General features: G+C 57.3%; 13 protein-coding genes. 8 read left to right on the top strand and 5 right to left on the bottom strand.

Features of this window, described 5'->3' with window-relative positions; all coding sequences use genetic code 11:
* The first annotated feature begins 46 nt into the window (after positions 1 to 46).
* On the top strand, positions 47 to 1,588 hold the full coding sequence (locus P1X16_RS10095) for a glycosyltransferase family 39 protein (RefSeq protein WP_277228280.1): 1,542 nt from the start codon (positions 47 to 49) through the stop codon (positions 1,586 to 1,588).
* 112 nt (positions 1,589 to 1,700) lie between these two features.
* Here P1X16_RS10095 and P1X16_RS10090 read toward each other — a convergent pair whose 3' ends face one another.
* The 3 genes from P1X16_RS10090 to P1X16_RS10080 all read right to left on the bottom strand — a co-directional run bounded on the left by P1X16_RS10090 (position 1,701) and on the right by P1X16_RS10080 (position 5,303).
* A complete protein-coding gene (locus P1X16_RS10090) occupies positions 1,701 to 3,701 on the bottom strand; it encodes an AAA domain-containing protein (RefSeq protein WP_277228277.1) in 2,001 nt (666 codons plus the stop codon).
* Between the two features lie 112 nt (positions 3,702 to 3,813).
* Complete coding sequence (locus P1X16_RS10085) at positions 3,814 to 4,299, bottom strand: Imm51 family immunity protein (RefSeq protein ID WP_277228274.1); 486 nt, start codon at positions 4,297 to 4,299, stop codon at positions 3,814 to 3,816.
* 158 nt (positions 4,300 to 4,457) lie between these two features.
* The gene (locus tag P1X16_RS10080) at positions 4,458 to 5,303 is read right to left on the bottom strand and encodes an AraC family transcriptional regulator (RefSeq protein WP_277228272.1); all 846 of its coding nucleotides are present in this window, start codon (positions 5,301 to 5,303) and stop codon (positions 4,458 to 4,460) included.
* Positions 5,304 to 5,912: 609 nt separating this feature from the next.
* Here P1X16_RS10080 and P1X16_RS10075 point away from each other — a divergent pair.
* From P1X16_RS10075 to P1X16_RS10065, 3 genes are all read left to right on the top strand, one after another.
* Complete coding sequence (locus tag P1X16_RS10075; RefSeq protein ID WP_277228269.1) at positions 5,913 to 8,996, top strand: SusC/RagA family TonB-linked outer membrane protein; 3,084 nt, start codon at positions 5,913 to 5,915, stop codon at positions 8,994 to 8,996.
* Positions 8,997 to 9,020: 24 nt separating this feature from the next.
* On the top strand, positions 9,021 to 10,637 hold the full coding sequence (locus P1X16_RS10070) for a RagB/SusD family nutrient uptake outer membrane protein (protein WP_277228266.1): 1,617 nt from the start codon (positions 9,021 to 9,023) through the stop codon (positions 10,635 to 10,637).
* Positions 10,638 to 10,945: 308 nt separating this feature from the next.
* On the top strand, positions 10,946 to 13,087 hold the full coding sequence (locus P1X16_RS10065; RefSeq protein WP_277228263.1) for a glycoside hydrolase family 97 protein: 2,142 nt from the start codon (positions 10,946 to 10,948) through the stop codon (positions 13,085 to 13,087).
* 208 nt (positions 13,088 to 13,295) lie between these two features.
* Here the strand turns inward: P1X16_RS10065 and P1X16_RS10060 are convergent, their stop codons facing one another.
* Positions 13,296 to 14,390: a glycoside hydrolase family 43 protein gene (locus P1X16_RS10060; RefSeq protein WP_277228260.1), complete on the bottom strand. Its 1,095-nt coding sequence runs from the start codon at positions 14,388 to 14,390 to the stop codon at positions 13,296 to 13,298.
* Positions 14,391 to 14,893: 503 nt separating this feature from the next.
* Here P1X16_RS10060 and P1X16_RS10055 point away from each other — a divergent pair.
* The 4 genes from P1X16_RS10055 (at position 14,894) to P1X16_RS10040 (ending at position 22,610) form a co-directional block, all read left to right on the top strand.
* The gene (locus tag P1X16_RS10055; protein ID WP_277228257.1) at positions 14,894 to 18,040 is read left to right on the top strand and encodes a TonB-dependent receptor; all 3,147 of its coding nucleotides are present in this window, start codon (positions 14,894 to 14,896) and stop codon (positions 18,038 to 18,040) included.
* A gap of 64 nt (positions 18,041 to 18,104) precedes the next feature.
* Positions 18,105 to 19,679: a RagB/SusD family nutrient uptake outer membrane protein gene (locus tag P1X16_RS10050; protein ID WP_277228254.1), complete on the top strand. Its 1,575-nt coding sequence runs from the start codon at positions 18,105 to 18,107 to the stop codon at positions 19,677 to 19,679.
* A 133-nt stretch (positions 19,680 to 19,812) separates the two neighbouring features.
* On the top strand, positions 19,813 to 20,877 hold the full coding sequence (locus P1X16_RS10045) for a glycoside hydrolase family 43 protein (protein WP_277228251.1): 1,065 nt from the start codon (positions 19,813 to 19,815) through the stop codon (positions 20,875 to 20,877).
* Between the two features lie 119 nt (positions 20,878 to 20,996).
* On the top strand, positions 20,997 to 22,610 hold the full coding sequence (locus P1X16_RS10040) for a family 43 glycosylhydrolase (protein ID WP_277228248.1): 1,614 nt from the start codon (positions 20,997 to 20,999) through the stop codon (positions 22,608 to 22,610).
* A gap of 418 nt (positions 22,611 to 23,028) precedes the next feature.
* On the opposite strand, the gene P1X16_RS10035 is transcribed toward P1X16_RS10040, so the two are convergent.
* Positions 23,029 to 25,440 (bottom strand): glycoside hydrolase family 2 TIM barrel-domain containing protein, encoded by a 2,412-nt coding sequence (locus P1X16_RS10035; protein ID WP_277228247.1) that lies wholly within the window; start codon positions 25,438 to 25,440, stop codon positions 23,029 to 23,031.
* Positions 25,441 to 25,524: the final 84 nt, after the last annotated feature.

Raw genomic sequence — 25,524 nt, 5'->3', positions numbered from 1 at the left:
CCTTGTAAAGCGAGGTGTGATGTAGTTTACTTATAGAATTAGCCAGATGTTGTCTACCGATACTCAGCAGCGCGCGCTGCCTTCAACTGAAAGACAGCAGGGCCGATGGTTGCCTTACCTGATTGGCATAGGGCTGTTGCCTTTGTTGTACATGATGCTCGTGCACAAAGTAGGTTCCTCGCCTATTTTAATTTGGGACGAGGGACGGCTAGCCGTCAATGCAGCCGAAATGGAACAGAACGGCAACTGGTTGGTAACCTATTTCGACGGCAAGCCCGACATGTGGAACACCAAACCGCCCTTGCTGATTTGGCTGGAGGTGTTGTCGTTGCGCTTGCTTGGCTATTCTGAAACTGCGTTTCGGCTACCTACTATGATAGCCTCCGTTGTTACTACTGGTCTGGTATACTTCTTTTCGTATCGGCAGTTGAAAAACCTATGGGGAGCAGTTTTTGCTGTGCTAATACTGGTTACCGCAACCGGCTACAACGACCTGCATACCGCCCGCACCGGCGACTATGATACGATGCTTACGTTTTGGGTGACCATAGCGGCTCTCGCCTTTTTTCGCTACCTGGAGCGCCAACGGCCAGTTGATTTCATTTGGACCGCAACGGCACTCGCGCTAGCGACCCTGACCAAAGGTGTGGCGGGCTTGTTTTGGGCACCGGCTTTTTTGCTATATGCTATTTACCGGCGGCGCTTGCTGTGGCTGTTGCGGCGGCCAGAGGTCTACGGGGGCGTTGTAGCGTTTCTAGCAGCTGTATTAGGGTATTACTTTGCCCGCGAACAGTACAATCCGGGCTATATCGCAGCCGTGTCGGAAAATGAACTAGGTGGTCGGATGCTGGCCACGCTCGAGGACCATCTGCACCCGTGGCATTGGTATCTCGAGAGCATGTATGACGGAGAGTTTATGCCGTGGGTGGTACTGTTTCCGGTTAGCTTGCTTCTTGTCTGGCGCTTTTCCACTCTTTCTGTCCAGCGGCATTTCACCATGTTTGCAGGGCTGATTGTGGTTCTGCACATGCTGATTATATCTAGCTCCAGCACCAAACTAGAATGGTACGACATGCCGATGTATCCGCTGGCGGCTATGGTTATCGGGCTGAGCTTGGGAATCTTGCTTGAGGCTATTCTCGCCTGGCAGTACAAGCAGGGCGATGTACAAGCAGCAGCGTTTGTAGCTGTTTTTTTTACAATGGGTTTGTTTACTGTGCCCGTTGTGCGAATGTATCAGCGGGTTACCGAATTATTTGAAGGACGGCGTGAGGATCCTACGCTCAGCTATGGTTTTCAAATCAAGGCCATGGCCACCCAAAAACCCGACCTCACAACCTACACCCTGTATTCGAATACCGGCTATAATGCTTCCATGATGTATTACCGTATGGCGGCTCAGGCTAAATACAAGCATACGGTGGCCTTGAAATGGAATCAGCAGCTCGCAGAGTTGAAAACAGGGGATGTGGTGGTGCTTTGCGGAAAAGAGGACAGCAGCGCCGTCAACAAAAGATTTCATACGTCCATTCTCGTGACGGAACCCGAAAGCACCTGCGCAACGGTGCTGCTGCTACAACCGCGTTAGACAGTGCGTAGCACTCTCAAGTAGCTGCTAGGAGTACCAACAAGAAGGCCTGCTCGATATCGAGCAGGCCTTCTTGCTGGTACTATGAAAAGAAGTAAAAACTTGACTTAGTCTACTGCAATTCCCAAGCGGTTCTATAGGCTCCAATGCTTTCTGTATAGTCCAAGAAGGCTTTGTAGAACGGGTGTGAGCCAAGTGTAGACGAGTCACCAACGATAAGAAGCTTCTTGCGGGCGCGGGTCATACCCACGTTCATGCGGCGAATGTCGCTCAGGAAGCCGATGTCACCTTGGGTATTACTGCGGGTGAGGCTGATGGCAATGATGTCGCGCTCCTGGCCTTGAAACGAATCGACAGTGCCGACGCTCAGCATGCGGTGCTCCATGAGGCCGGCTAGCTCGTTGTTTTCTTCGATGGCATCCTTGAGGTAGTTGATTTGGGCGCGGTAGGGGGCTATGACACCGATGGTCAACAGGTCCTCGGTATGGTCGGCGGCATCGTAGGGTTCTAGGAGCTGCGCCAGGCGCTTGAGCAGCAAGTCGGCTTCTTCGGGGTTGGCAATAGAGCGGCTTTCGGCAATGCCTAGCTCCTGGAAGCCAAAGCCGGCAGTGTCCAAAAACTCCACGGCTTGGTCGGGGGCAAAGCGAATGTCGTAGTCGGGCAGGTCGGCATGGGCCACGGTGGGTGCAGCTTGCAGCTTGCCCTCGTAGAACTGCTCGGAGCTGAACTCCATGATTTGCTCGTGCATCCGGTACTGCACCTGCAGCATGCGGGCCGTTTCGGGCTGGCGCAGAATGCACTTCTCGAACAAGGTTTCGCGCAACCCATCCTTGGCGGCTTTCTCGCTCTTAACAGTGGGCGGCAGCTGCTGGTGGTCGCCGGCTAATACTACGCGGTTGCCTTTGGTTATCGGAATCCAGCAGCCCGGCTCTAGTGCTTGCGCAGCTTCGTCGATAAAGATGGTTTCATAGGTGAGGTGGCGAATGGCGCGGTTGCTGGCACCTACCAGCGTGCAGGTAATAACTTGCACCTTGTCCAGCAAGTCTTCGGTGATGTAGCGCTCCAGGTTGTCGGAATCCTGGAGCAGCAGGTGAGCTTGCTCTTTGAGGGCGCGGCGCTCTTCCCGCTCTTCCCAACCGAAATGGCGCTTGAACTTACCAGCCGCTTCGCGGTACTGCTCGGCCGTCTGGCGCATGCTTTTCAGCTCGGGGTAGCTCTTGTGCTCCATAATCTGCGCCTCCAGCGTGTGGTGCAGCAGCAAATCCGAGACCCTGGACGGGTTACCCATCCGAATCACGTTCACGCCTCGCTCGGCCAGCTTTTCCGTCAGCAAATCCACGGCTGTGTTGCTTGGTGCACACACCAGCACCCGCCGCTCCCGCCGGATGGTTTCCAGAATGGCCTGTACCAGCGTAGTGGTTTTGCCGGTGCCGGGCGGGCCGTGAATAATGGCCACGTCCTTGGCCGCCAGTACGTGCCGCACCGCCGCTAGCTGCGACTCGTTGAGCGGGCTCGGGTAGTAGAGCGTGGCTTCATTTTCGGGGCGGAACTGCGCAGGTTTGGCGCCTAGCAGCACGTCGCGCAACTCGGCCAAACGGCCATCGAAGGCGCCCATCACCTTGCCCAAAGCGTATTCCATCTCACGGTAGCTGACCTCGTCGAAGGTCAAATCCACGCCGAGTTTGCCTTCGTCCACCCAATCGGGGAGGTCTTCTTTGGTGGTGGCAAGGACGATTTTATTGCGCTTCACGGCCGTAATCACGCCGTTGAGCGTGGGACGGTCGGAGCCGGAGCGGCCGGGAATGTTGCCAAACAAGGCCGCGTTCTTGCCCACCTGAAACAGGTGCAAGCCGTTTTGCGAAGCCGGCCGTTCCAGTTCAATCACCAGCTTACCGCCGAAGCCGATATCTTCCTTGGTGATCTTGACCGGGTACCAGGTCAGGCCGCGCTGTTGGCGTTCGGCAATGCTGGCCTTGGCATTTTTAATTTTGAATTGCTCTAGGTCCTCCTGCTGTTCCAGCTTCATGAGGGCCTGCACCTTACGCAGTTCTTTCTCGATGGCGTAAGGGTCGGTATAAGTAGGTTGTTCAGTCAACAGAGTGGTCTTGTGCATTCGTTGATAACAACGAAAACGGGAAATTGGTGGCCGAAGGTCGGAAAGAAAAAACGTTGCTTTTACCTGTGTATAGAGCTAAAGCAACAGACAAAGAGGCCAAGGTGCAGAACTACTCCGTGAACTTGTCGGAGTCAACGTGCTCGAAATAGTGCTCCAATGATTTCAGTGAACCAAAAATAGGCAGGACACTAGTCATAAAACGAGAAACTGTTTCTTCACTATCGGCATATACCAAAAAGGTATCGGCCTCTTCGTCAAACTCGAGATGATCGAGAAGAGCCGCGTCTTTTTCCTCTAATATGAAATGAATGTGTTCTACCCATGAGGGGCCATTGCCACCGTATCCGTGTTTGGCGAAAAGATTATAATAGCCTTCTACTTCCCCCACTGGGACTTGAATGCTAAAACGCCGATTAGGATTGGCTAAGTGGCTAGATAAAGTGGGGGTAACTTGGAAAGGAAACAATTTCTTTAAGGTGTAGTGGCTACTTGCAGCAGGCTTTAAGGGCTCCTTATGTGTTAAGTTGCTCCTTTGATTGTGATTACAGTATAGGAGGAGTAAAACAAATGGCAAGTAGATAAGCTTTTGCAACATAAGTAGTTTGCTACAGCAATAATTTCGTAAAAGTCTGAAGAGAGCTTATTGTGTAAGGATGTTGGTGCTGCTCGACAACATGTCCGCTGGAATAGCAAATTGGTAGTTGAAACTTAGATAAATTGCTAATGAGCCTTCAGGTAATCTGTCTGTTTGCCTCAGGCTTGTAGGCGCTTTTTAAATTGCAAGGGATTCTCGCCAGTTACCCGTTTAAAGGTTTTGGTGAAGTACGACAGATTCTCGAAGCCGCAGGCAAAACAGGCTTCCGAAACGGTGGTGTCTTGCAGAAGGAGCTTTTGGGCCTGGTGCACCCGGTATTGATTTAGAAACTGCGTGAAAGTTAGCCGGGTAATACGCTTGAAATAGCGGCAAAATGCAGCTTCCGTCAGGTTGGTGAGGGCGGCTACTTCCCGAATTTCAATCTTGCGGGGGTAGTGCTCTGCTACTACTTCACTCACGCGTTGGATGCGCTGCTGCTCCTGTAAGTTGTAGGAACTCGTGACGGCAGAGCCGTGCAGCAGCGTGTGGTCGGTGCTGGTGGCCAGCTGTTGGAATATGCGCAACAGGGTGAGTAGCCGCTCGAAAGGAGGGAGGTCGGGCAATTGCGCCAATTGTCGGCCAATCAGGTCTTTGGTGTGGCCGTGGAAAGAAACGCCGAATCGGGCCCGCTCGAACAGTTGCGTGATGGCCGCAAACTCAGGAGTTTGTTTGAACGCATCACCGAGGAAATGGTCCTTGAGCTGAACCACCACTTTTTTAGGCTCCGTCGCGACGCCGTAGTCGAAGTTCAGGTGAGGAATATTCGGGCCGATAAAGACCAAGTCGCTGCCCTCATAGCGCGAAATATGGTCCCCGACGTGGCGCGTGCCATTGGCGCCCTCGATGTATACCAGCTCGTATTCGGGGTGGTAGTGCCAGAAGAAAATGTCAGTTATGCAGGGAGTAAACAGGAGGCGAAACGAGCTTTCTGCGTCAGGCTCAATGTGTTCACGGACAATCTTCATCGGCACTTTTTGGTGAAACTGTAAGCTGATAAATCGTTTTAGGCTAACGCGACAACAATTTAGTGCTAAAAACGGCAATTTATGTTCTAACTGTCGGGTGACCGGGTGGGCTTTATTTGTATCCCCACTCACCTCTAGAATCATGAATGCCCCGAATGCAACTGTACCAGTATTGCTGGCCTGACTAATGTCTTGCCGTCAACGCCTGGTAATGAAGACTCTACCACGTAGGCCGAGCTTCACAGCTTAGCTTCCCTTGGCGGCGCGCTTCCGCAATCCACTTCACGCCAGCAAGCCAAGTTCGTGCTCTGCACCACACAGGCGGCCTCAAACCTACTGATTCAGTTAAGCCACTGCTTGTAAGCAGCACCGTCGCAATCCTTTGCACAAGCTCTACCGAAGGCAGTTCTCGCTTGATCTGGTCGGTTCTATGCCTCTGGTTGCAAGGCTTACTGCTTGGCTTACAATGGCTTGATAGGCCTGATATAACTGGTTGCAAGGCTCACTGCTCGTCTTAGCTCGATGCATACCCGTCCAGCACTTGGGCTTGGTTTCATGGGCTTCAAGTGAAAGTCACTTTTCAAATCACTCACCTAATTCCCTCAGTGCATGCCTTTTTCCTTACTAGTACCCCGGCGGCCTAGGCCGTTCCAGTGGGCGCTGCTGCCTACGCTTGGCATCGTATTTCTGCCTGGCCTAGCGGCCGCGAATCCAGCTGGCTTGGCAACCAACGTGTCACTTCTTACAGTGGAGCCACTTGCAGGTGGCACCATTACGGGCCGCGTGGTTGATGCCAACGGCGAAGGGCTGCCGGGCGTGACGGTGGTGCTGGAAGGCACTTCCCTCGGCGCCAGCACCGACGCTATCGGGGCCTATTCGATTTCCAACGTGCCGGCCGGTTCTTATACCCTCGTAACTTCCTACGTGGGCTTCAAGGCCAACCGCACGCCCATCACGGTTACGGAAGGAGGCACCACCACGGTACCCGTGGCTACCCTGGCCGAAAATACCACACTGCTCAACGAAGCTGTGGTAATTGGCTACGGCTCGCAGCGCCGGCAAGACGTAACGGGTTCCGTTGAGCAGATCGACGAAAAGCAGTTTGTGAAAGGGCAGGTAACCACCCCCGAGCAGCTGATTCAGGGCAAAGTGGCCGGGGTGCAAATCACGACGGCCAGTGGTGCGCCCGGCGCAACCACCGACATCCGCATTCGGGGGGGCTCGTCGTTGAATGCTTCCAACTCGCCGCTGATTGTGATTGACGGCGTGCCCGTGGACAACACCAGCCTGGCTGGCAACAGCAACCCGTTGTCGTTGATCAACCCCAACGACATCGAGAGCATTACGGTGCTGAAAGACGCTTCTTCGACCGCCATTTATGGTTCGCGGGCTTCCAACGGCGTGATTATCGTGACCACCAAGCGCGGCTTGCAGGGCGAGGCGCTGCGGGTGAACGTATCCACGCAGCACTCGTTGGCGAAGGCAGCTGATTTTGTACCCGTGCTGTCGGCCAGTGAGTTCCGTTCGACGGTAGCCCAATACGGCAACGATCAGCAGAAAGCTACGCTCGGCACAGCCAGCACCGATTGGCAGAAAGAGATTTTCCGCACTGCCTACACCACCGACAACACCGTGAGTTTGATTGGCTCGGCGGGCAAGGTGCCGTTCCGCGTATCGGGGGGCTACCTCAACCAGCAGGGCCTGTTGCTCGACAACAGCCTGAAGCGCTATTCCGGGTCGGTGGGCGTGACGCCGTTGCTGCTCGATGACAACTTGCGCATTGACATCAACATCAAAGGCTCGCTCATCAAAAACAACTTCTCGGCGCAGGATGCCGTGAACCGGGCCGTGTACTTCGACCCAACGCAGCCGGTGTACGCAGCCGATTCCAAGTTTGGCGGCTTTTTCGAATTCACCGACAACGGCAACATCCGCACGCTGGCTCCGCGCAACCCCGTGGGCCTCATCAAGCAGCGGGACGATTTGAGCACCGTGAAGCGCAGCGTCGGCAACATTCAGCTGGATTATAAGCTGCCGTTTGTGGCGGGGCTGTCGGCCAACGTCAATCTGGGCTATGATGTGCAGCGCAGCGACGGAACCTTGTTTGTGCCCGCCACGGCTGGTTCCGATTTCCTGCGCGGGGGCATCAACCGCGAGTACAAGCAGGGACTCAATAACACGCTGCTGGAAACCTATGCCAAGTACAACCGCGACTTCGGCAAAACCAAGCTGGAAGTGCTAGGAGGCTACTCGTGGCAGCAATTCCAAAACGAGCAATACCGCTTCGACGACAACCGGGCCGATGGCACCGTGTACGTAGCCGCCGAGCGCACCTACGACAACCAGCTCAGCTTCACCGACCAGTACAACCTGCTTTCGTACTACGGTCGCGCCAACCTGAACATCAACGACCGGTACTTGGTGACGGGTACACTGAGGGCCGACGGTTCGTCGCGCTTCTCGCCCGACAACCGTTGGGGCTATTTCCCGTCCGGTGCCGTGGCTTGGCGCATCAAGGGTGAAGATTTCCTGAAAGAGTCGAATGCCATTTCTGACCTGAAAATCCGCTTTGGCGTGGGACAGACCGGCCAGCAGGACATTGGAACCGGCAGCGGCAACCTCTACGGCTACCTGCCTTTCTACTCGCTCAGTTCCAACCTCTCGCAGTACCCGCAGGGCGGCAACTACTACCGCACCTTGCGGGCCGAGTTCTACGATTTGAACCGCAAGTGGGAAACCACCACCACCTACAACGCGGGTATCGACTACGGCTTCTTCGGAGGCCGCGTCTACGGCTCGGTGGACGTGTACAAGCGCGACACCAAGGACCTGCTCAACACCGTGTTCCTGGCGGCCCTGACCAACCAAACCAACGCCGGCACCATCAACGTGGGCTCGTTGACCAACAAAGGCGTGGAAGTGGCTGTGAACGTGGACGCGGTGAAAGGCGACCAGCTGAATTTGAGCTTGAACGCCAACGCCACCTTCAACCGCAATGAACTCACCAAGCTTACCAACTCCGACTCGCCGAACGCGGTAGGGGTGGTAGTCAGCAACAGCGCCATCTATAACTTCGATGGCGAGCCCAACCAGAATGCCCAAATCAACACGGTGGGCTACCAGGAAGGTGCCTTCTACGTGTATGAACAGAAATACGGCGCCGACGGCAAGCCGCTGATCAACGAGTTTGTTGACCGCAACAACGACGGTACCGTGGACAGCCGCGACCTGTACCGCTATAAGTCGCCGCGCCCGAAGGCCATCCTCGGTTTCGGGGGCAACCTGACGTATAAAAAAGCTAGCTTGGCCTTCACGTTCCGCTCGAACTTAGGGGGTTACCTCTACAACAACCTGCGTTCCCGCTCGCTGTTCTCGCAGAACTCCAACGGCTTTATCCGCAACTCGGGCGAGGAGCTGCTGTACTCCGGCTTCACGCAGAACGCCAGCAACCAATTCCTGTCCGACTACTACGTGGAAAGCGCTTCGTTCTTGCGCCTGCAAAACGTAACCGTGGGCTACGATTTCGGCGAGCTGGTGCGCAAAGGCACCACCTTCAACGTGTCGATGGCGGCGCAGAACCTGTTCCTGATTACCGATTACAAAGGGCTGGATCCGGAAATCAATACCGGTGTCGACAACACCATCTACCCCCGGGCCCGCACCATCACGGTCGGTCTGAACCTGGGCTTCTAATTCCCACCTTCTTTTCGTATCTCCATGTTACCTACGTATATAAATAGTCGTCTGCGCGTGCTGGCTTTGGCCGCCGTGCTGGCCCCGGTTGCGTTTTCCTGCTCCAAAGACCTCGATCAGTCGCCGAGCTACCTGGCTAGCCCCGAGGTAGTATACCGCGACCCCGAGCAGATTCAGCAGGTGCTGGCCCGCCTCTACGGCACGCTCTCGGTGAGCGGGCAAAATGGCGGCATCGACCGCAGTGACCTGTCGTTTATTCCGGCCGATTACGCCAACTACCTGCGTGCTTACTGGAAAATGCAGGAGCTAACCAGCGACGAAGCCATCATTGCCTGGGGCGACGCGGGCTTGCCCGAACTCAATACCAACACCTGGAATGCCGACAACCAGTTTATCCGGGGCATGTATGAGAAGATTTTCTTCCAGGTGTCGGGCTGCAACGATTTCCTGCGCAACACCACCGACGAGCAGCTAGCCAGCCGCGGCATCACCGGGGCCAGCGCCGACCAAGTGCGCCAGTATCGGGCCGAGGTGCGGTTTCTGCGGGCCCTGAGCTACTACCACGCCCTCGACCTGTTTGGCAGCGTGCCCTTCGCCGACGAAACGTTCCAAGTGGGTAGCGGGGCGCTGCCCACGCAAATATCCCGCGCCGACTTGTTTGCTTTCATTGAATCCGAGCTGAAAGCCATTGAAGGCTCACTTGGTGCCCCGCGCCAGCCCGGTTATGCCCGCGCCGACCAGGCATGCTGCTGGACGCTGCTCACCAAGCTGTATCTGAACGCCCAAGTGTACACCGGCACCGCCCGCAACACCGAAGCCGTAACGTACGCCAACAAAGTGCTGGCGCCCTCGTCGGGCTACCAATTGTCGTCTACCTACCGGTTCCTGTTCTTGGCCGACAACAACACGTCGGCTGCGCGCAATGAAATCATTTTGCCCGTCGTCAACGACGGATTGCGCACGCAGAGCTTCGGCAACACCACGTTCCTGGTGCACGCTTCGGTGGGCGGGAGCATGTCGGCCACGGAGGCTGGCGTGAACGGCGGCTGGTTCGGCATCCGGGCCAAAAGCAACCTCGTGGACCTGTTCCCCGCTGGCGGCACCAGCACCGACGCGCGGGCTTTGTTCTACACGGCTGGCCAAACCAAGCAAATCAACAGCATCTCGTCGTTCAACGATGGGTACGCCTCCACCAAGTGGCGCAACGTCACCTCGACCGGGCTGCCCGGTTCCGGCTTCCCACCCGCTGGCAACGGCGACTTCGTGGATACCGATTACCCGCTGTTCCGTTTGGCCGATGTGCAGCTGATGTACGCTGAAGCCGTACTGCGCGGTGGTACGGGCGGCACCGCCGGCACGGCCCTCTCGCAGGTAAATGCAGTGCGCGCCCGCGCGAATGCAACGCCCCTGGTCGCCGTAAGCTTGCAAGATATTTTGGATGAGCGGGGCCGCGAGCTGTATTGGGAAGGCCACCGCCGCACCGACCTTATCCGCTTCGGCAAGTTCGCAACTGGCTACAACTGGCCCTTCAAAGGGGGCGTAGCCGCCGGCAAAGACATCGAACCATTCCGCACGGTGTTCCCTCTGCCCAATACCGACTTGGTTGCCAACCCCAATCTGAAGCAGAACACTGGCTACTAAAGCCAGCCCGAACAGCATAGCCGCTGGACGCTACAGAACACGTAGTGTCCGGCGGCTACTGTGCTTGAGAATGTGCTGAAAGGCGCTTTTTGGCCGGCGTGGCCCTCCTGTTTCAGTCTTTAGGTAACGCAAGAGTTGTGGTGGAAAGCAGATAGGCGCAACTGCTGTTCTTTGTGTGAAAGAAGCGGTAAGTTTCTGTACTGGTGCAGCAACGCCAAGAGCCGCTATTTCATCCTCAGCTACCAGACGCCTAGTACGTTGCGCGCCGTTTGCCTGTCGTCACTCTATTACTTCATTTCTTTTCCCACATGAAGCACTCTTCCTTTTCTCTGCTTGCTTTTTCATTTAGCCAGGCCAGCCGTACGCTGCTGTTTCTGAGCTTGTGTTTGCTCTGGCAAACCAGCCAAGCCCAAAGCGTTAAGTCGCCTAACGGCCAGCTGACGCTGACGTTCGCCTTGCAGGCCGACGGCGTGCCCACCTACCAGCTTACCTACAAAGGCCGCCCGGTGCTGAAGACCAGCACGCTAGGCTTGGAACTGAAAACCTCGCCTTCTCTCACCAACGGCTTTGCCGTAGCTGGCACCAAAACTGCCACCTTCAACGAAACCTGGCAGCCGGTGTGGGGCGAGGTCAAAACCATTCGCAACCACTACAACGAGCTGGCCGTGACTCTGACGCAGGCCGCCAGCAGCCGCACCATGCTGGTGCGCTTCCGGGTGTTCGATGACGGTTTGGGTTTCCGCTACGAATTTCCCCGCCAGCCTAAGCTCGATTACTTCGTCATCAAGGAAGAGAAAACGCAGTTTGCCCTGGCTGGAGACCACAAAGCCTTCTGGCTGCCCGGCGACTACGACACGCAGGAGTACAGCACCGTCACCTCCAATTTGTCGGAGGTCCGCGGCAAGATGAAAGCGGCCGTCACGCCGAATGCCTCGCAGACCACGTTCTCGGAAACCGGCCTCCAGACGCCGCTGATGCTGAAAAGCAAAGACGGCCTCTACATTAACATCCACGAGGCGGCCCTGATCGACTACTCCACCATGTCGTTGGAGCTCGACGACAAGAACTTCGTGCTGGCCTCGCACCTGACGCCCGACGCCCGCGGCGACAAAGGCTACCTGCAAACGCCCGCCTTATCGCCCTGGCGCACGGTTATCGTCAGCGACCGGGCCGGCGACATTCTCGAATCCAAGCTGGTGCTCAACCTCAACGAGCCCACTAAGTACAAAGACACGTCTTGGATCAAGCCCGTTAAGTACGTGGGCGTGTGGTGGGAGATGATTACGGGCAAGAGCACCTGGTCGTACACCAACCAGGAAAACATCAAGCTTGACTCTATCGACTACGCTAAGGTGAAGCCCAACGGCACGCACGGCGCCAATACGGCGCACGTGAAGGAGTATATCGACTTTGCCGCCAAACACGGGTTCGATGCTGTGCTGGTGGAAGGCTGGAACACGGGTTGGGAAGACTGGTTCGGCAAAAGCAAAGACTACGTTTTCGATTTCGTGACGCCCTACCCGGATTTCGACGTGCAGGAACTGCACCGCTACGCTGCCAGCAAAAACGTGAAGATCATCATGCACCACGAAACGTCGGGTTCGGTGCGCAACTACGAGCGGCACCTCGATCAGGCCTACAAGTTCATGGTTGATAATGGCTACAATGCCGTGAAAAGCGGCTACGTGGGCGACATTATTCCGCGCGGCGAGCACCACTACGGGCAGTGGCTCAACAACCACTACCTCTACACCATCACTAAAGCCGCCGACTACAAAATCATGGTGAATGCGCACGAAGCCGTGCGCCCAACCGGCCTGGCGCGCACCTACCCCAACCTGATTGGCAACGAAGCCGCCCGCGGCACCGAGTACGAATCGTTTGGTGGCAACAACGCCGACCACACCACCATTCTGCCCTTCACGCGCCTCATCGGCGGCCCGATGGACTACACGCCGGGCATTTTCCAAACCAAGGTTAGCGCCTATAATCCGCAGAATACGTCGTTTGTGCACAGCACCCTGGCCCGGCAACTGGCCTTGTACGTGACCATGTACAGCCCCCTGCAAATGGCCGCCGACCTGCCCGAGACCTACAACAAATTCCTCGACGCCTTTCAGTTCATCAAGGACGTGGCCGTGGATTGGGACGACACCAAGGTGCTGGAAGCCGAGCCCGGCGACTACATCACCTACGCCCGCAAAGCCAAAGGCCAAGACAAGTGGTTTGTGGGCAGCACCTGCGACGAGCAGGGCCGCACTTCTAAAATCAACCTGAGCTTCCTGCCCGCGGGCAAGAAATACACGGCCACCATCTACGCCGACGCGAAAAACGCCCACTACGAAAAGAACCCGCAGGCCTACCAGATCCGCAAAGTATCCGTCACCAACAAGACCAAACTCTCGCAACTCTGTGCCCCCGGTGGCGGCTATGCTATCAGCATCATGTAGCTACTTACGGCGGTAACCTTGCCCGTGAGCTAGATTACGCCAGTTGCTGCAACCTCCGGGCCTAAGACCTTAATGGCTCCCATCGAGCTGGCTACTATGCCGGCTTGATGGGAGCCATTGAGTTTCTAAGCTAGAAGCAGACAGTAGTTTCTAAGACAAAAACTGCTTCGACACTAAATACGGGGAGGACCGTGCTTACCGAGTCCCGCTACGGGCGCGGTTGCGGCGTGTAGGTGGGGCCCACGGCGCGGGGGCCTTGCGCCGTCCAATCCAGCCGGTCGATGCAGAGTTGCCGCTCTTTCATGCCCTTGTCCCAGGCGTGGTAAACCAAGAACTCGGTTTTGCCGTCGGGGCCCATGGTGTGGGAGTGGTGGCCGGGGCCGCGCACTTTGCCAGGCACTTGGTGCAGCACCCGGGCACCGTTTTCGGCGCCAGCATCGGAGTAAGGGCCGAGGATAGAATCGGCCACGCAGTAATCGACGCCGTACCGGTCGGTGAGGAAATTGGCGCCGCTATAGAAACAGTAATATTTGCCTTCGTGGCGGCGCAGAAAGGGCCCTTCCAGGGTATGCCACTCCGCAAAGGTGCGGTTATCATAAAGCGGCATGGTGCGGTTCTTCTCGAACACCGTCCAGGGGTGGCGGGCCCGCATAACGGTGCGGCTCTCGCCGGCCAAGCGCGTCATACCAACGAGCTTGTCTACGGCAAGGCCAGTGCCGGGGAGGTAGCCGTTGTCGGTGTCGATGAAGTCGCGGGCGTAGAACAGGTACCACTGGCCGTCGGTGTCACGGAAGGGATGGGCGTCGATGGTGAACTTGCTTTCGGGCACATCGAGCAACGCGGCCATTTCATAAGGGCCCGCCGGGCTTTTGCTGGTAGCCACGTGCAGGCGGTGGCCTACGGTGGCGGCAATGGCCCCGCCGCCCATGGAGTAATACATGTAGAACGTACCCTCATGAAAAACGACTTCCGGGGCCCAAAAGTCGGCACCTTCGGCGCCAGGCGGTGGCACCAAGGCCCCGCCGGCTGGTTTCCAGTCCACTAGGTTAGGCGAGCTGAGGACCGTGAAAATCCGGTTGTCGGGGCTGGTGCGGCCTTGGCCGGTGGTGCCGAAGGCGTAGTACATGCCCTCGTGTTGCAGCACAAAAGGATCGGGGAAGGAGTGCGGGTACACCGGGTTGGTGTAGGTGCCTTGTTTGGTAGATTCGGTGGTGCAGGCTTCTAAAACCAGGGGCAAGGAGGCTAAGCCTAAGGCCGTGGTTCGTAGAAACGACCGGCGGGAGGGAGATACAGCAGAGGGCATAGTAGCTACAGGAGTGATACCACAGGCAAAGGTGCGCACTAATATGACAAGACCAATAGCAATTATAAAAGCTGCCTATAACATGGAGAAATAATAAATGTTTAAATGCAAAGGTTTGCATCCGAATAAATTTTCATTAATAGGAGATATTTAATAAATACTGTTTAAGGATGGCGCAAAAAATTTAGTAGTTGGAAATCTTGGAAGGAGAATGCCAACTCAAATTTCTCCGGGGAAGGAGTATTGTTGATCAATGATTAATAAGGGCAATACGTTGCCTGAACACAAGTTTTAATTAGAATACCACTACCTTGGGCCCGTATCGGCCGGTAATCGCAAGCAAGCTCATCAGTAGAGGCGTTAAGTAGTGTGCGGAGCTAAGTAGATAAACACGAATTGTCTTTTTCCAGCCTCGTCATAAACAATAGCCTTCTAAGCGTGTGATTCGCAAACGTTTGTGGTTAAATGCTGATTTCTTTCCTAAACCCAATACCCAAATTCCCATGAAGTACCCTGTACCTAAACCTGGACGCTATGCTTTTCCGGCCTTGCTGCTTTGTCTGCCTATGGTAGCCGGAACACCTGTAGCCCTTGGCGCCGAACTGCCAGTTCTTCGCTCTAACACTGCTCCCAACCCCGATATAACCGTAACGGGCCGGGTAACCGACGAGAAAGGGGAGGGCATACCCGGCGTAAACGTGCTGGTTAAAGGCACCTCCAACGGCACCCAAACCGACGTAGAAGGCCGCTATACCCTCTCCGGCGTAGCCGACAATGCCACGCTGGTGTTTTCGTACGTAGGCTATACGGCCAAGGAAGTGCCAGTGAGTGGCCGTACCACCATCGACACGCCGTTGGCCCCCGACGCCAAAGCCCTCAACGAGGTAGTGGTAGTGGGCTACCTCACTCAGGAGCGCCAAAATGTAACCGGCTCTGTAGCCACTGTAAGCGCCCAGGACGTGCGTCGGGCCCCAGTTGCCTCGGTAGGTGAGGCCATTCAGGGCCGTATGCCGGGCGTGACGGTAACCAATTCCGGGCAGCCAGGGCAGGCGCCTAACATCAACATCCGGGGCTTAGGCACTATTGCCAGCGGCAGCGGTCCGCTCTATGTGATAGACGGGCTGTGGGTACAAAACCAAGGCGGCCAGCGCGACTTCAACCCCGCCGATGTAGAGTCGGTGCAGGTGCTGAAAGATGCCGCCGCGTTGGCACCCTACGGAGCCTCGGGCGCCAACGGCGTGATTATCATCACCACCAAAAAAGGCAAATCCGGAACTACGGCCGTCAACTTCAATGCCACGGCCGGGGTGCAAAACCTGGTTAAGCGCCTCGACTTGATGAACGCTGCCGAGTGGGCAACCATCAACAACCAAGCGTATGAAAATGCCGGCCTGACGCGCCAGCCCTACGCCGCCACCCTGCCCGGCATCGACACCGACTGGCAAGAGGAGTTTTTCAAGCAGGGCGCGATTCAGGATTACAACCTGGGCTTTTCGGGCGGGGGGCCGAACTCGAACTTCAACGTATCGGGGGGCTACTTCAACCAGAAGGGTACGGTGCAGGGGCCGAAGTTTGAGCGCTACAGCTTCCGGGTGAACACGGGTTTCACCCGCGGGCGGTTCCGGTTTGGCGAAAACGCCATGCTCTCGCGCACCAACCAAACGCGCCTCAACGTAATTCCGAATTACGGCTCGCCTTTCTACAACGTGGTGCAGATGCTGCCCGTCAACCCCGTGTACGACCCCACGGTAGCCGGCGGCTTCGGCATCGGCAATGGCAACGCTAGCACGTTCGGACTCAACCCCATTGCCTCCCAAAACCTGCTAAACGATACGGGCACCTCCAACCGCTTACAGGGCAACGTGTACGGCGAAGTGGATATTTTCAGTTTCCTGCGCTACCGCCTCAACCTGGCCACGGAATTTCACGCTTTCCACGACCAGCAGAAGCGGAAGTACGGCATCTGGCGGCAAAACGACATCACCCAGCTGTCGAACTTCGGCGAAAACCAAGGCAACGAGTTCTTCGGCATGGCCGAACACACGCTGACCTTTGATAAGAGCTTCGGCGACCACAACCTGACGGTGGTAGGCGGCTATAGCCAGCAGCGCTTTCAGCAGGATTTTACGCGGGGCGTGAACTTCGGCTACGGCACCGGGCCAAACTATTTCTGGGAGCTAAGTGCCGGTACCACCACGCCACAGGCCATTGGTTCGTCGTACGTGTGGGGCAAGCAGTCGTTTTTCGCGCAAGCTACCTACGACTACAAACAGCGCTATCTAGTAACGGCCGCCTTCCGCCGCGACGGCTCGTCGCGCTTCGAGGAAGGTAGGCGCTGGGGCAACTTCGGCGCGGCTTCCGTGGGTTGGCGGGTGTCGAATGAAAGCTTCTTTGAGGGCGTTACGGCTATTTCCGACCTCAAACTCCGGGCTTCCTACGGCCGCCTTGGCAACGATTTGCTTAGTGGCGCCTACGGAGGATCTTATGTTTCGCAGGGCTTTCTGAATAACAACGCCAACTACGTGTTGGGCGGTGTTATTCAAAACGGAGCCATCCAAACCAACTACGCCAGTACAGGTATCCGGTGGGAAGACCGCCGCACCACCAACGTGGGCTTCGACATTGGGTTCCTGGAAAATCGACTTACATTATCGGCCGACTACTATGTGTCGCAAACCAATAATGCGCTGATTAACCCGCCCGTGCCACTGCTGCTGGGCAATGCCGGCGACAACCCCTACCGCAATCTGGGCAAGCTCGAAAACAAGGGTTTGGAAGCTGTGCTGGGCTACAGCGACAACCGCCAACCCTTCCGCTACGGCGCCACGGCTAACCTGACCACGCTGAAAAATACAGTGCTCGACCTGGGCACCACCGGTGCGGAAGGAAGTGGCGCGCCCAACTTCTTCAATGGCGGCCCTCGTGACATCACCCGCACCGAAGTGGGCTACGAAATCGGTTCGTTCTACCTCTACCAGTTCGACGGTATTTATCAGACCGGCGAAACCAACATCCCGGCTGGCCGGGCCCCAGGCGACGTGCGCTACAAGGACCTCGACGGCGACGGCGCCATCACCGACAAGGACCGAGCCCACGTGGGCCGGGTGTTCCCCAAATTGCAGTACGGCCTGAACCTGAATGTGGGCTACGGCGCCTTCGACCTGACGGCCTTCTTTCAGGGCGTGCAGGGCAACGACGTAATGAACCTGTCGCGCTTCCTGACCGACAACACCGCCGACAACAGCAACTACCGCGCAGACTTCAGTCCCTGGACGCCTACCAACCCCTCCACCACCACGCCGCGGGCCATCAAGTCGGGAGGGCCGCAGAACGGTGATGCCGCCGGTAGCAACGCCCGCTTCAACTCTACGCGCTGGCTGGAAGACGGTTCGTACCTGCGCCTGAAAAACCTGCAACTGAGCTTCTCGGTGCCCAAGGCAGCACTGGAGCGCACCAAATACCTGGCCTCGCTGCGCCTTGTAGCTACCGCTCAAAACTTGTTCACGATAACCGATTACACGGGCTACGACCCCGAAACTGTGGGCAGCGGCGCTTTCAACACCATCGGCAACAACTTGGCCCGCGGTGTAGATGAGGGCTCTTACCCCAACCTGCGCTCGTTTACGCTGGGCATTCAGGCGGGCTTCTAAGCCAACTAAAAGGTAGGCGCTGCAATCCAAGCGCTACACTCATACTTTTTAATCAGTCATTGACATGAAAAATACTTTTCTGACGCGGCTAAGCATGGCGGGTGCTTTGCTGCTGAGCGCTACGGCCTGCGAGAAAGACCTGCTCGATCAGTCCAACCCTAATTTGCCCCTCACCGAACTGTCGTGGAACACTTCCGATGATGCCGTGAAAGGCTCTGTAGCTTGCTACGCGGGCCTGCAAGGCTTGGGCATGTACCGCCGCTGGCTCAATTTTGCCTTCGATTTACGCGATGATACCGGCTTCAGCCAAAGCCCCTGGGGCGAACTAGCCGATTTCACCCACTTCATTCAGGTGAACTACGACTTCGAGGTGTCGAACAACATCTGGCGCGACCACTACCGCACTATTTTCCGTTGCAACCAGGTAATCGACCGGGTGCCTACCATTCAAGGTATGGATGCGGGGCTGCAGAAGCGGATTGTTGCGGAGGCCAAGTTCCTGCGGGCATTGTCGTACTTCAACCTGGTGTCACTCTACGGCAAAGTGCCGCTGGCGCTGCAATATTCCACCGGACTGAATCAGTCGTTTCCGCAGGGCACCGAAGCGCAAGTGTGGGACCAAATCATCAGCGACCTGCAAGCCGCCCAAACCGACCTGCCCGCTACGTATCCGGCAACCGATGCTGGGCGGGCCACCAAAGGCGCGGCCACTACGCTGCTTGGCAAAGCCTACATGCAAAACAAGCGCTGGGCCGACGCGCAGGCACAGTTTGCGCAGGTGATAAATTCGGGGCTTTATAAAGTAGAGGATGTCCCGTACACCAGCAACTTCCGCCATACCACCGAGAACAACCCGGAATCCATTTTCGAGGTACAGTTTTCAGACGAGAGAAAGGGCGGTAACGACGCTGGTGGCGGCCCCGATGCCACTTCTTCGCAGGGTGGGCAACGCTCTCAGTTTTGGGGCGTGCCGGGCTACGGCTTCAACGATGGCGAAGTACGGCCTTGGGTGGTGCGCGAGTTTTTGCAGGAGCCCGCGGCCAACGGTCAGCGCGACCCGCGCCTGGCCGCTACCGTGTTCTACAACCGCCTCGACCAAACTCAGTTCCCGAGCGCCCTACCCGCCGATGCCGACACCTTGGTCTACGGCACCGGCTTTCTGACCCGCTACGGCAAAGATGCCCGCAACCGGGCCCGCGTGTACTGGCGCAAGTATCAAACCGACTACTACCGCACGTTCGAGGACTTTGATTCGCCTATCAACCAGCGTGTGCTGCGCTTTGCCGATGTGCTGTTGCAGCAAGCCGAAGCCCTCAACGAACAAGGCCAGACGGCTGCAGCCATTCCGCTCATCAACCGGGTGCGCCAGCGTGCCGGCTTAGCCCCTCTGACGGCCAGCTTCACCCGCGAAAGCCTGCGGATGCAGATCATGCATGAGCGCGTGACCGAACTGACGGGTGAGGGAGTACGCTGGTTTGACTTGCAGCGCTGGGGCTTGCTCGACAACCAAGCGACTGTGGACCAACTGAAAGCCCGCGACCCCGACTTCAATAATTTCCGGGTGGGCCGCTCGCGCTTGCTGCCGCTGCCACAGTCGGAAGTGGATTTGAACAAGCTCACGCAAAACGATAATTGGTAAGCTGCTTGCAGCTGACCGTTGGTAGCAGCCGCTCCGGCCCTGGTCGGGGCGGCTGTTTGTTTCGGTCGTAACCGGTTCGGCTCGTTGTTAAGCTTACTTTGTTGAAATTGCCTGCTCGCCTCTTCCTTCTGCCATGCTTCCCATCTCGCTTCACCGATTCCTGCCCGCGGCGCTGCTTGTTGCACTGCTGTCTTGCACCAAAGAATCCACCCCCTCCGCCACGACGCCAACCGGCCCCGTTACGGAAACAACCACGTACCGCAACCCAGTGCTTCCTTCCGGCCCCGACCCGTGGGTGATTGAAAAAGACGGTTTCTACTACTACATGCACACCACCGGCCGGAATCTGACGCTGTGGAAAACGGCAAAGATGTCGGAACTAGGTTCGGCGCCGAGCAAAGTCATCTGGACGCCGCAGGCGACGGGCGCGGCTTCGCGGGATATTTGGGCGCCGGAAATTCATTTCCTCGACGGTAAGTGGTACGTGTATTTCACGGCCGGGCCGGGCAACTGCTGCGGCGGCCAGCGCCTGTGGGTGCTGGAAAATTCGGCTGCCGACCCCACCACCGGTACTTGGGTGGAGAAGGGCCAGATTGCGGTGCCGGGTCAGGATTTGTGGGCCATTGATGCTACCATCCTAGAGCAGAACGGCAAACGGTATATGGTGTGGTCGGGGCAGGAGGCCGGTTCGGTGGAGCAGCGCCTCTATATCTGCCAGATGAGCAGCCCCTGGACCCTAACCGGGCCCCGCGCGCAGCTCAGCCGCCCCGAATTCAATTGGGAAACCCTCGGCGACCCGAAGGTGAACGAAGGACCCGAAGTGCTCAAGCACAACGACAAAACGTTTATTGTGTACTCGGCCAGCCACTGCAGCACCGACGATTACGCCCTCGGCTTGCTTTCCGCCTCCAGCACCGCCGACCCCATGAACCCCACGGCCTGGACCAAATCGAGCACGCCAGTCTTCACCAAGAGCACCACCGATAATGTGTACGGGCCGGGGCACAACACTTTTTTCAAGTCGAAGAACGGGCAGGAAGACTGGATACTGTACCACGCTAACGCCGCGCCCGGCAAAGGTTGCGGCGATGCCCGTAGCCCGCGCATGCAGAAGTTCACCTGGAACCCCGACGGTACGCCTAACTTTGGCACCCCCGTTCCCCTTGGGGTCGTCCTACCCGAGCCAGCCGGTGAGTAGCATGTAGCCGCTTAGGGTACAGCTAGAAATAGAAGTTGGTGATTCCCCTTCTTGAAAGAGGGAAACTGCCAGAATATACAAGAGTAGACTTACGTCACCCACAAAATCATAGCCTCTTCATGGCATTAAAAACGAAGATCAATCTAACGCTTGGCTTTGCCTGGTGCCTGCTGAGCGCCTGCCAGGAAACCAGAACCACCGCCGTTAGTACGCCCACTTCCAACACCGCCGAAGCCAAGGCAGAAGCCAATGTGCCGGCCATAAACATTGTCAATCCGGTCTTGGCCGGCGACTTTCCTGATCCCTCCATCACCAAAGTAGGCCACACCTACTGGGCCACGGCCACTTCCTCGAACTGGGGGCCGGTGTTTCCGCTGCTGAAGTCAACCAACCTCACCGATTGGGAACTGGCGGGCCACGTATTCCCCAATGAGCTGCCCACTTGGGCCGACTACTATTTCTGGGCACCCGAAATCAGCCAGGAAGGCGACAAAACCTACATCTACTACACCGCCCACAAAAAAGGCGGCAACCTAGCGGTAGGCGTGGCTGTGGCCGATAACCCTGCCGGTCCGTACCGCGACTTGGGCCCGCTGGTCGGGCAGGAGGTCGGCTCGATTGACGGCTTCCCGATGCGCGATGAGAAGGACGAGTTGTATCTGATTTGGAAGGAAGACGGCAACAGCCGCAACCTGCCCACACCCATCTGGGCGCAACGCCTCAACGAAGAGCATACCGCGCTGCTCGGCGAGAAAAAAGAGCTGTTTCGCAACACGGCACCCTGGGAAGGTAACCTTGTGGAAGGCGTATCCATGATCAAGCGCAACGACTATTTCTACGCTTTTTACGCTGCCAACGGCTGTTGCGGGCATACTTGCACCTATGGCACCGGTATTGCGCGGGCCAAAAGCCTACTTGGGCCCTGGGAGAAGTACGAGAAGAACCCGATTCTCACCAAAAACGACAAGTGGGCCTGCCCCGGTCATGGTACCGTGTTCAACCGTGGCGACCGGTGGTACATGCTGCACCACGCCTACGATACCCGCAGCTTCGAGTTTGTGGGCCGCCAAGGTGTACTCAGCGAATTCACCTGGACCGCCGACGGTTGGCCTGAGTTCCGTGGTGGCTCCGTACCCACCAACCCCGCTCCCGCAGCCGCTGCCCGCGACCTAAACGACGAATTCGATCAGCCCACGCTGTTGCCGTCGTGGCAGTGGCCGGTGGAAGAGCGGCCCACTGTAGCCGTGCGCGATGGTAAGCTGCAACTCACTGCCCGCCCACAACACAGCGGCGCGGTTCTGGGCCAGCATACTACTACCGCCGATTACACCGCTACTACTACGCTCCTAAACCCCGCCACCTTGCCCGCTGGCACTGTAGCCGGCATAGCCGCCCACGGCGACCCGGAAAACACGTTGGCCCTCACGGCCGGCGGCGGAAAGTTGCAACTTTGGCAACTAGAGAAAGGCAAGCAGAAAACCATTAGTGAAACCAAATTGCCCACCGGTTCGGCCCTAACCTTCCGCTTAAAAGCCGAAAACGGCAACCAGTTCCGCTTCGACTACAGCGCCGACAACGGCAAAACCTGGCAGGCTATGCCCGCCGCCGGGGCCGCGGCCATCAATGGCACTTACCTGCCGCCTTGGGACCGGGGTGTGCGCGTCGGCGTGCTAGCCCGTGGACCCGTCGCCGCCACTGCCACCTTCGAGCGTTTTCAGTTGGATAGTCAGTAGTAAGCCTCACATTCTCGTAATCCAGAGCTAAAAGCTAAAGCGCTAGTTCACTCAGCGGCTGCGCATCTAGCAAGGAGGAGCAAGGGGCAGTTAATTCCCAATTGAACGCCCCCGTCTGTCATGCTGAGCGCAGCCGGAGGCGAAGTCGAAGCATCTCGCTAGTGTGGTAAACTCATTTAGCACTGCAACATCAGCACGCGAGATGCTTCGGCTGCGCTCAGCATGACGGTCGAGGTAAACAACGATTATTCAACCATCCCTAGTCCCTCCTTGCTAAATGCGTAACCGCAGCTGAGGAAAACTAACTATCTAGCCTTCTCTAGCTGACACGTAGTATAAATTCTCTGATTCCTTCCAGAGCAAAAAGAGGAGCTTGGCACTTTTGCCAAGCTCCTCTTTTTGCTCTGGAAAAAGGTATTTACCGTGCCACAATTGTCACTTCTGCTGCTGGCAGGCCCTCCGCAGTAGCTCGGAGCGTCATCTTGCCGGCTTTCTCGCCGGACTTCACCACAACCAGCGCGCGGCCCTGCCAAGCATTGCGTTGGGGGCGTTGGTAGCTTTCGGTGCTGGTAGGATTGGCGTTGCCGACCCCAACGATGGTGCCGGGGCCGCTTAACTCGAACTTCAGAGCGCTTTCTGCTTTGGGGTGGCGGACGCCCTTGCTGTCAAGTAGTTCCACGGTGATATAGCTCAGGTCTTGGCTGTTGGCTTTAATGCTTGCACGGTCGGCGGTGAGGGCGAGGCGGGTGGGTTGGGCGGCGGTGCGCAGTTCGGCGGTGCCAACTTGCTTGTTGCCGTTGCGGCCAATGGCTTTTAACTCGCCGGGCTGGTAGGGCACGGTCCAGGTGGCGGTGTATTGGGTGGAGCGGTTGGTGGGCTTGGTGCCGAGGCTTTTGCCGTTTAGTTGTAGCTCCACTTGCTCGCACGACGAATACACTTCTACGGTCAGAGGCTTGTTTTCCTGACCCGGCCAATTCCAGTCGGCTAGCACGTCGCGCCATTCCCACTTGCTCCATTCTTCTTTGGTAAGGTTCAAGGGAAATGAGGGGGTGGGCGGCTTAACGAAAAGCGAAACTTGGTTTGGTTGCCAAAGCGCGTCGCGGTAGTAGGATTGGGGGCGTTTCCAGCCGCAAATGTCGATGTCGCCGCAGAAGGCTAGGTTCCAGGGGTAGAAGTTCTGGTACTGCCAGTAGCCAAGCCAGCCAATGCTAGCTTCGCCGATATAGTCGAAGGCCGTCCACACGAAGTCGCCGATTACGTACGGATGGTCCAGGGTTTTCATCCAGCTGTCAAACGCTTCGAGCGGGTAGGTTTCCGAGCCGTACATCACCCGATTGGGCAAGCGGGCGTGGTCTTGGGCGTAGATGTCTTTCTGGTGATGGTCGCCGCCGGCGGCGTAGTTGTAGCCAGCCACGTCGAGTTCGGCAAAGTAGGGGTCCTTGTCGGGGGCGAGGCCGTTAACGGCGGCGGTGATGGGCCGGCTCGTGTCGAGGGTGCGAATGAAGTCGGCCAGCTCGCGAGCGGTTTTGGCGCCTTCCGGCTTGCCTCGTTCCGGTATTTCATTGCCGAGGCTCCAGAGAATGATGCTCGGGTGGTTACGGTCGCGGAGTACCATGCTGGCCACGTCTTGCTGCCACCACCGATCGAAGTAGAGGTGGTAGTCGAAGGGGTTTTTGGCTTCCCGCCACTGGTCGAAGGCCTCGTCGATAACCAGCATGCCAAGTCGGTCGCAGGCGGCGAGCAGGGCTGGGGAAGGCGGATTGTGGGAGCAGCGGATGGCGTTGTAACCGCTAGCTTTCAGCAACTCGATTTTGCGCTCCTCGGCACGGTCGTAGGCTTTAGCGCCTAAGGGGCCGTTGTCGTGGTGGAAGCAGCCGCCTTTCAGCTTCATTGCCTGGCCATTCAGCCGGAAACCGTTCTGCGCGTCAAACGAAATGGTGCGGATGCCGAACGGTGTTTCCTGCTGATCGAGCAACTGCTGGCCCTGGTACACTTCCGTCAGGGCAGTATACAGCGCGGGCTTGTCGACCGACCACCGTTCCGGCGACTTCACCGCCAGCGTTTGCGCTACGGTGGCTGCAGCGCCAGCCGCTATGGTTTGCTTGGATTCGGTGCGCGCTACTTCCTTGCCTTTGGGGTTGCGGAGGCGGGTAACGAGCGTGAGCTGGGCGGGTTGCGCACTTTGGTTAAGCACCCGAGTTTCCGCTTTCACCTGCGCCGAAGTAGCGGTGATGTCCGGTGTGGTCAGGTAGGTGCCCCATTGCTCGATGTGCACGGGGCCCTGCACCGTGAGCCAGACGTGGCGGTAGATGCCCGAACCCGAGTACCAGCGGCTGTTGGCGCCTTCGTTTTTCACTTCCACGGCCACCACGTTGCTCTCCCCAAACTTCACTTTGTCGGTTACATCGTACCAGAAGCTGGTGTAGCCATACGGGTGCCGGCCCATGGATTGTCCGTTCAGCCACACTTCGGCGTTCATGTAGATGCCGTCGAACTGCAACTGCACGCGCTGGCCTTTTTGGGCGGCGGGCACCACAAAGGTTTTGCGGTACCAGCCGGTGCCGCCCGTGGTGAAGCCGCCGCTGGTTTGGCTGATGGCATCGGGGTGGAAAGGCGAGGAAGTACCCGGCAGGTCCTCAATGCTCCAGTCGTGGGGCAGATCAACGGGTTGCCACTTGGCATCATCGAACCCGGCTTTTTCCGCGCCCTGCGCTCCGCCGCGGTGGAAGCGCCAGCCAGCGTCGAAGAGAGTTGTTTTGCCAGGAGGGTTTTGCGCTTGCATGGCTAGGGAAAAGAGCAGCAAAAAGAGGAGCAGAGCAGTAGGTTTCATAAGAAGGTAGCAGCAGTGCGGCTGAATGGCGAATGTACAGCCTCCGGCCATACTGCCATGCGGCAGTACTTTATAGCGGCCTAA

Origin of the sequence: Hymenobacter sp. YC55 (assembly GCF_029433095.1) — a bacterium.
Classification (GTDB): Bacteria; Bacteroidota; Bacteroidia; order Cytophagales; family Hymenobacteraceae; genus Hymenobacter.
This window is presented reverse-complemented; position numbering and strand designations above follow the sequence as displayed.

Bases quoted from the DNA above. Each gene is read 5' to 3' on its own strand.
- P1X16_RS10080 (WP_277228272.1), bottom strand. From the start codon at position 5,303: ATGAAGATTGTCCGTGAACACATTGAGCCTGACGCAGAAAGCTCGTTT.
- P1X16_RS10035 (WP_277228247.1), bottom strand. From the start codon at position 25,440: ATGAAACCTACTGCTCTGCTCCTCTTTTTGCTGCTCTTTTCCCTAGCC.
- P1X16_RS10075 (WP_277228269.1), top strand. From the start codon at position 5,913: ATGCCTTTTTCCTTACTAGTACCCCGGCGGCCTAGGCCGTTCCAGTGG.
- P1X16_RS10095 (WP_277228280.1), top strand. From the start codon at position 47: ATGTTGTCTACCGATACTCAGCAGCGCGCGCTGCCTTCAACTGAAAGA.
- P1X16_RS10040 (WP_277228248.1), top strand. From the start codon at position 20,997: ATGGCATTAAAAACGAAGATCAATCTAACGCTTGGCTTTGCCTGGTGC.
- P1X16_RS10055 (WP_277228257.1), top strand. From the start codon at position 14,894: ATGAAGTACCCTGTACCTAAACCTGGACGCTATGCTTTTCCGGCCTTG.
- P1X16_RS10065 (WP_277228263.1), top strand. From the start codon at position 10,946: ATGAAGCACTCTTCCTTTTCTCTGCTTGCTTTTTCATTTAGCCAGGCC.
- P1X16_RS10085 (WP_277228274.1), bottom strand. From the start codon at position 4,299: ATGTTGCAAAAGCTTATCTACTTGCCATTTGTTTTACTCCTCCTATAC.
- P1X16_RS10050 (WP_277228254.1), top strand. From the start codon at position 18,105: ATGAAAAATACTTTTCTGACGCGGCTAAGCATGGCGGGTGCTTTGCTG.
- P1X16_RS10060 (WP_277228260.1), bottom strand. From the start codon at position 14,390: ATGCCCTCTGCTGTATCTCCCTCCCGCCGGTCGTTTCTACGAACCACG.
- P1X16_RS10090 (WP_277228277.1), bottom strand. From the start codon at position 3,701: ATGCACAAGACCACTCTGTTGACTGAACAACCTACTTATACCGACCCT.
- P1X16_RS10045 (WP_277228251.1), top strand. From the start codon at position 19,813: ATGCTTCCCATCTCGCTTCACCGATTCCTGCCCGCGGCGCTGCTTGTT.
- P1X16_RS10070 (WP_277228266.1), top strand. From the start codon at position 9,021: ATGTTACCTACGTATATAAATAGTCGTCTGCGCGTGCTGGCTTTGGCC.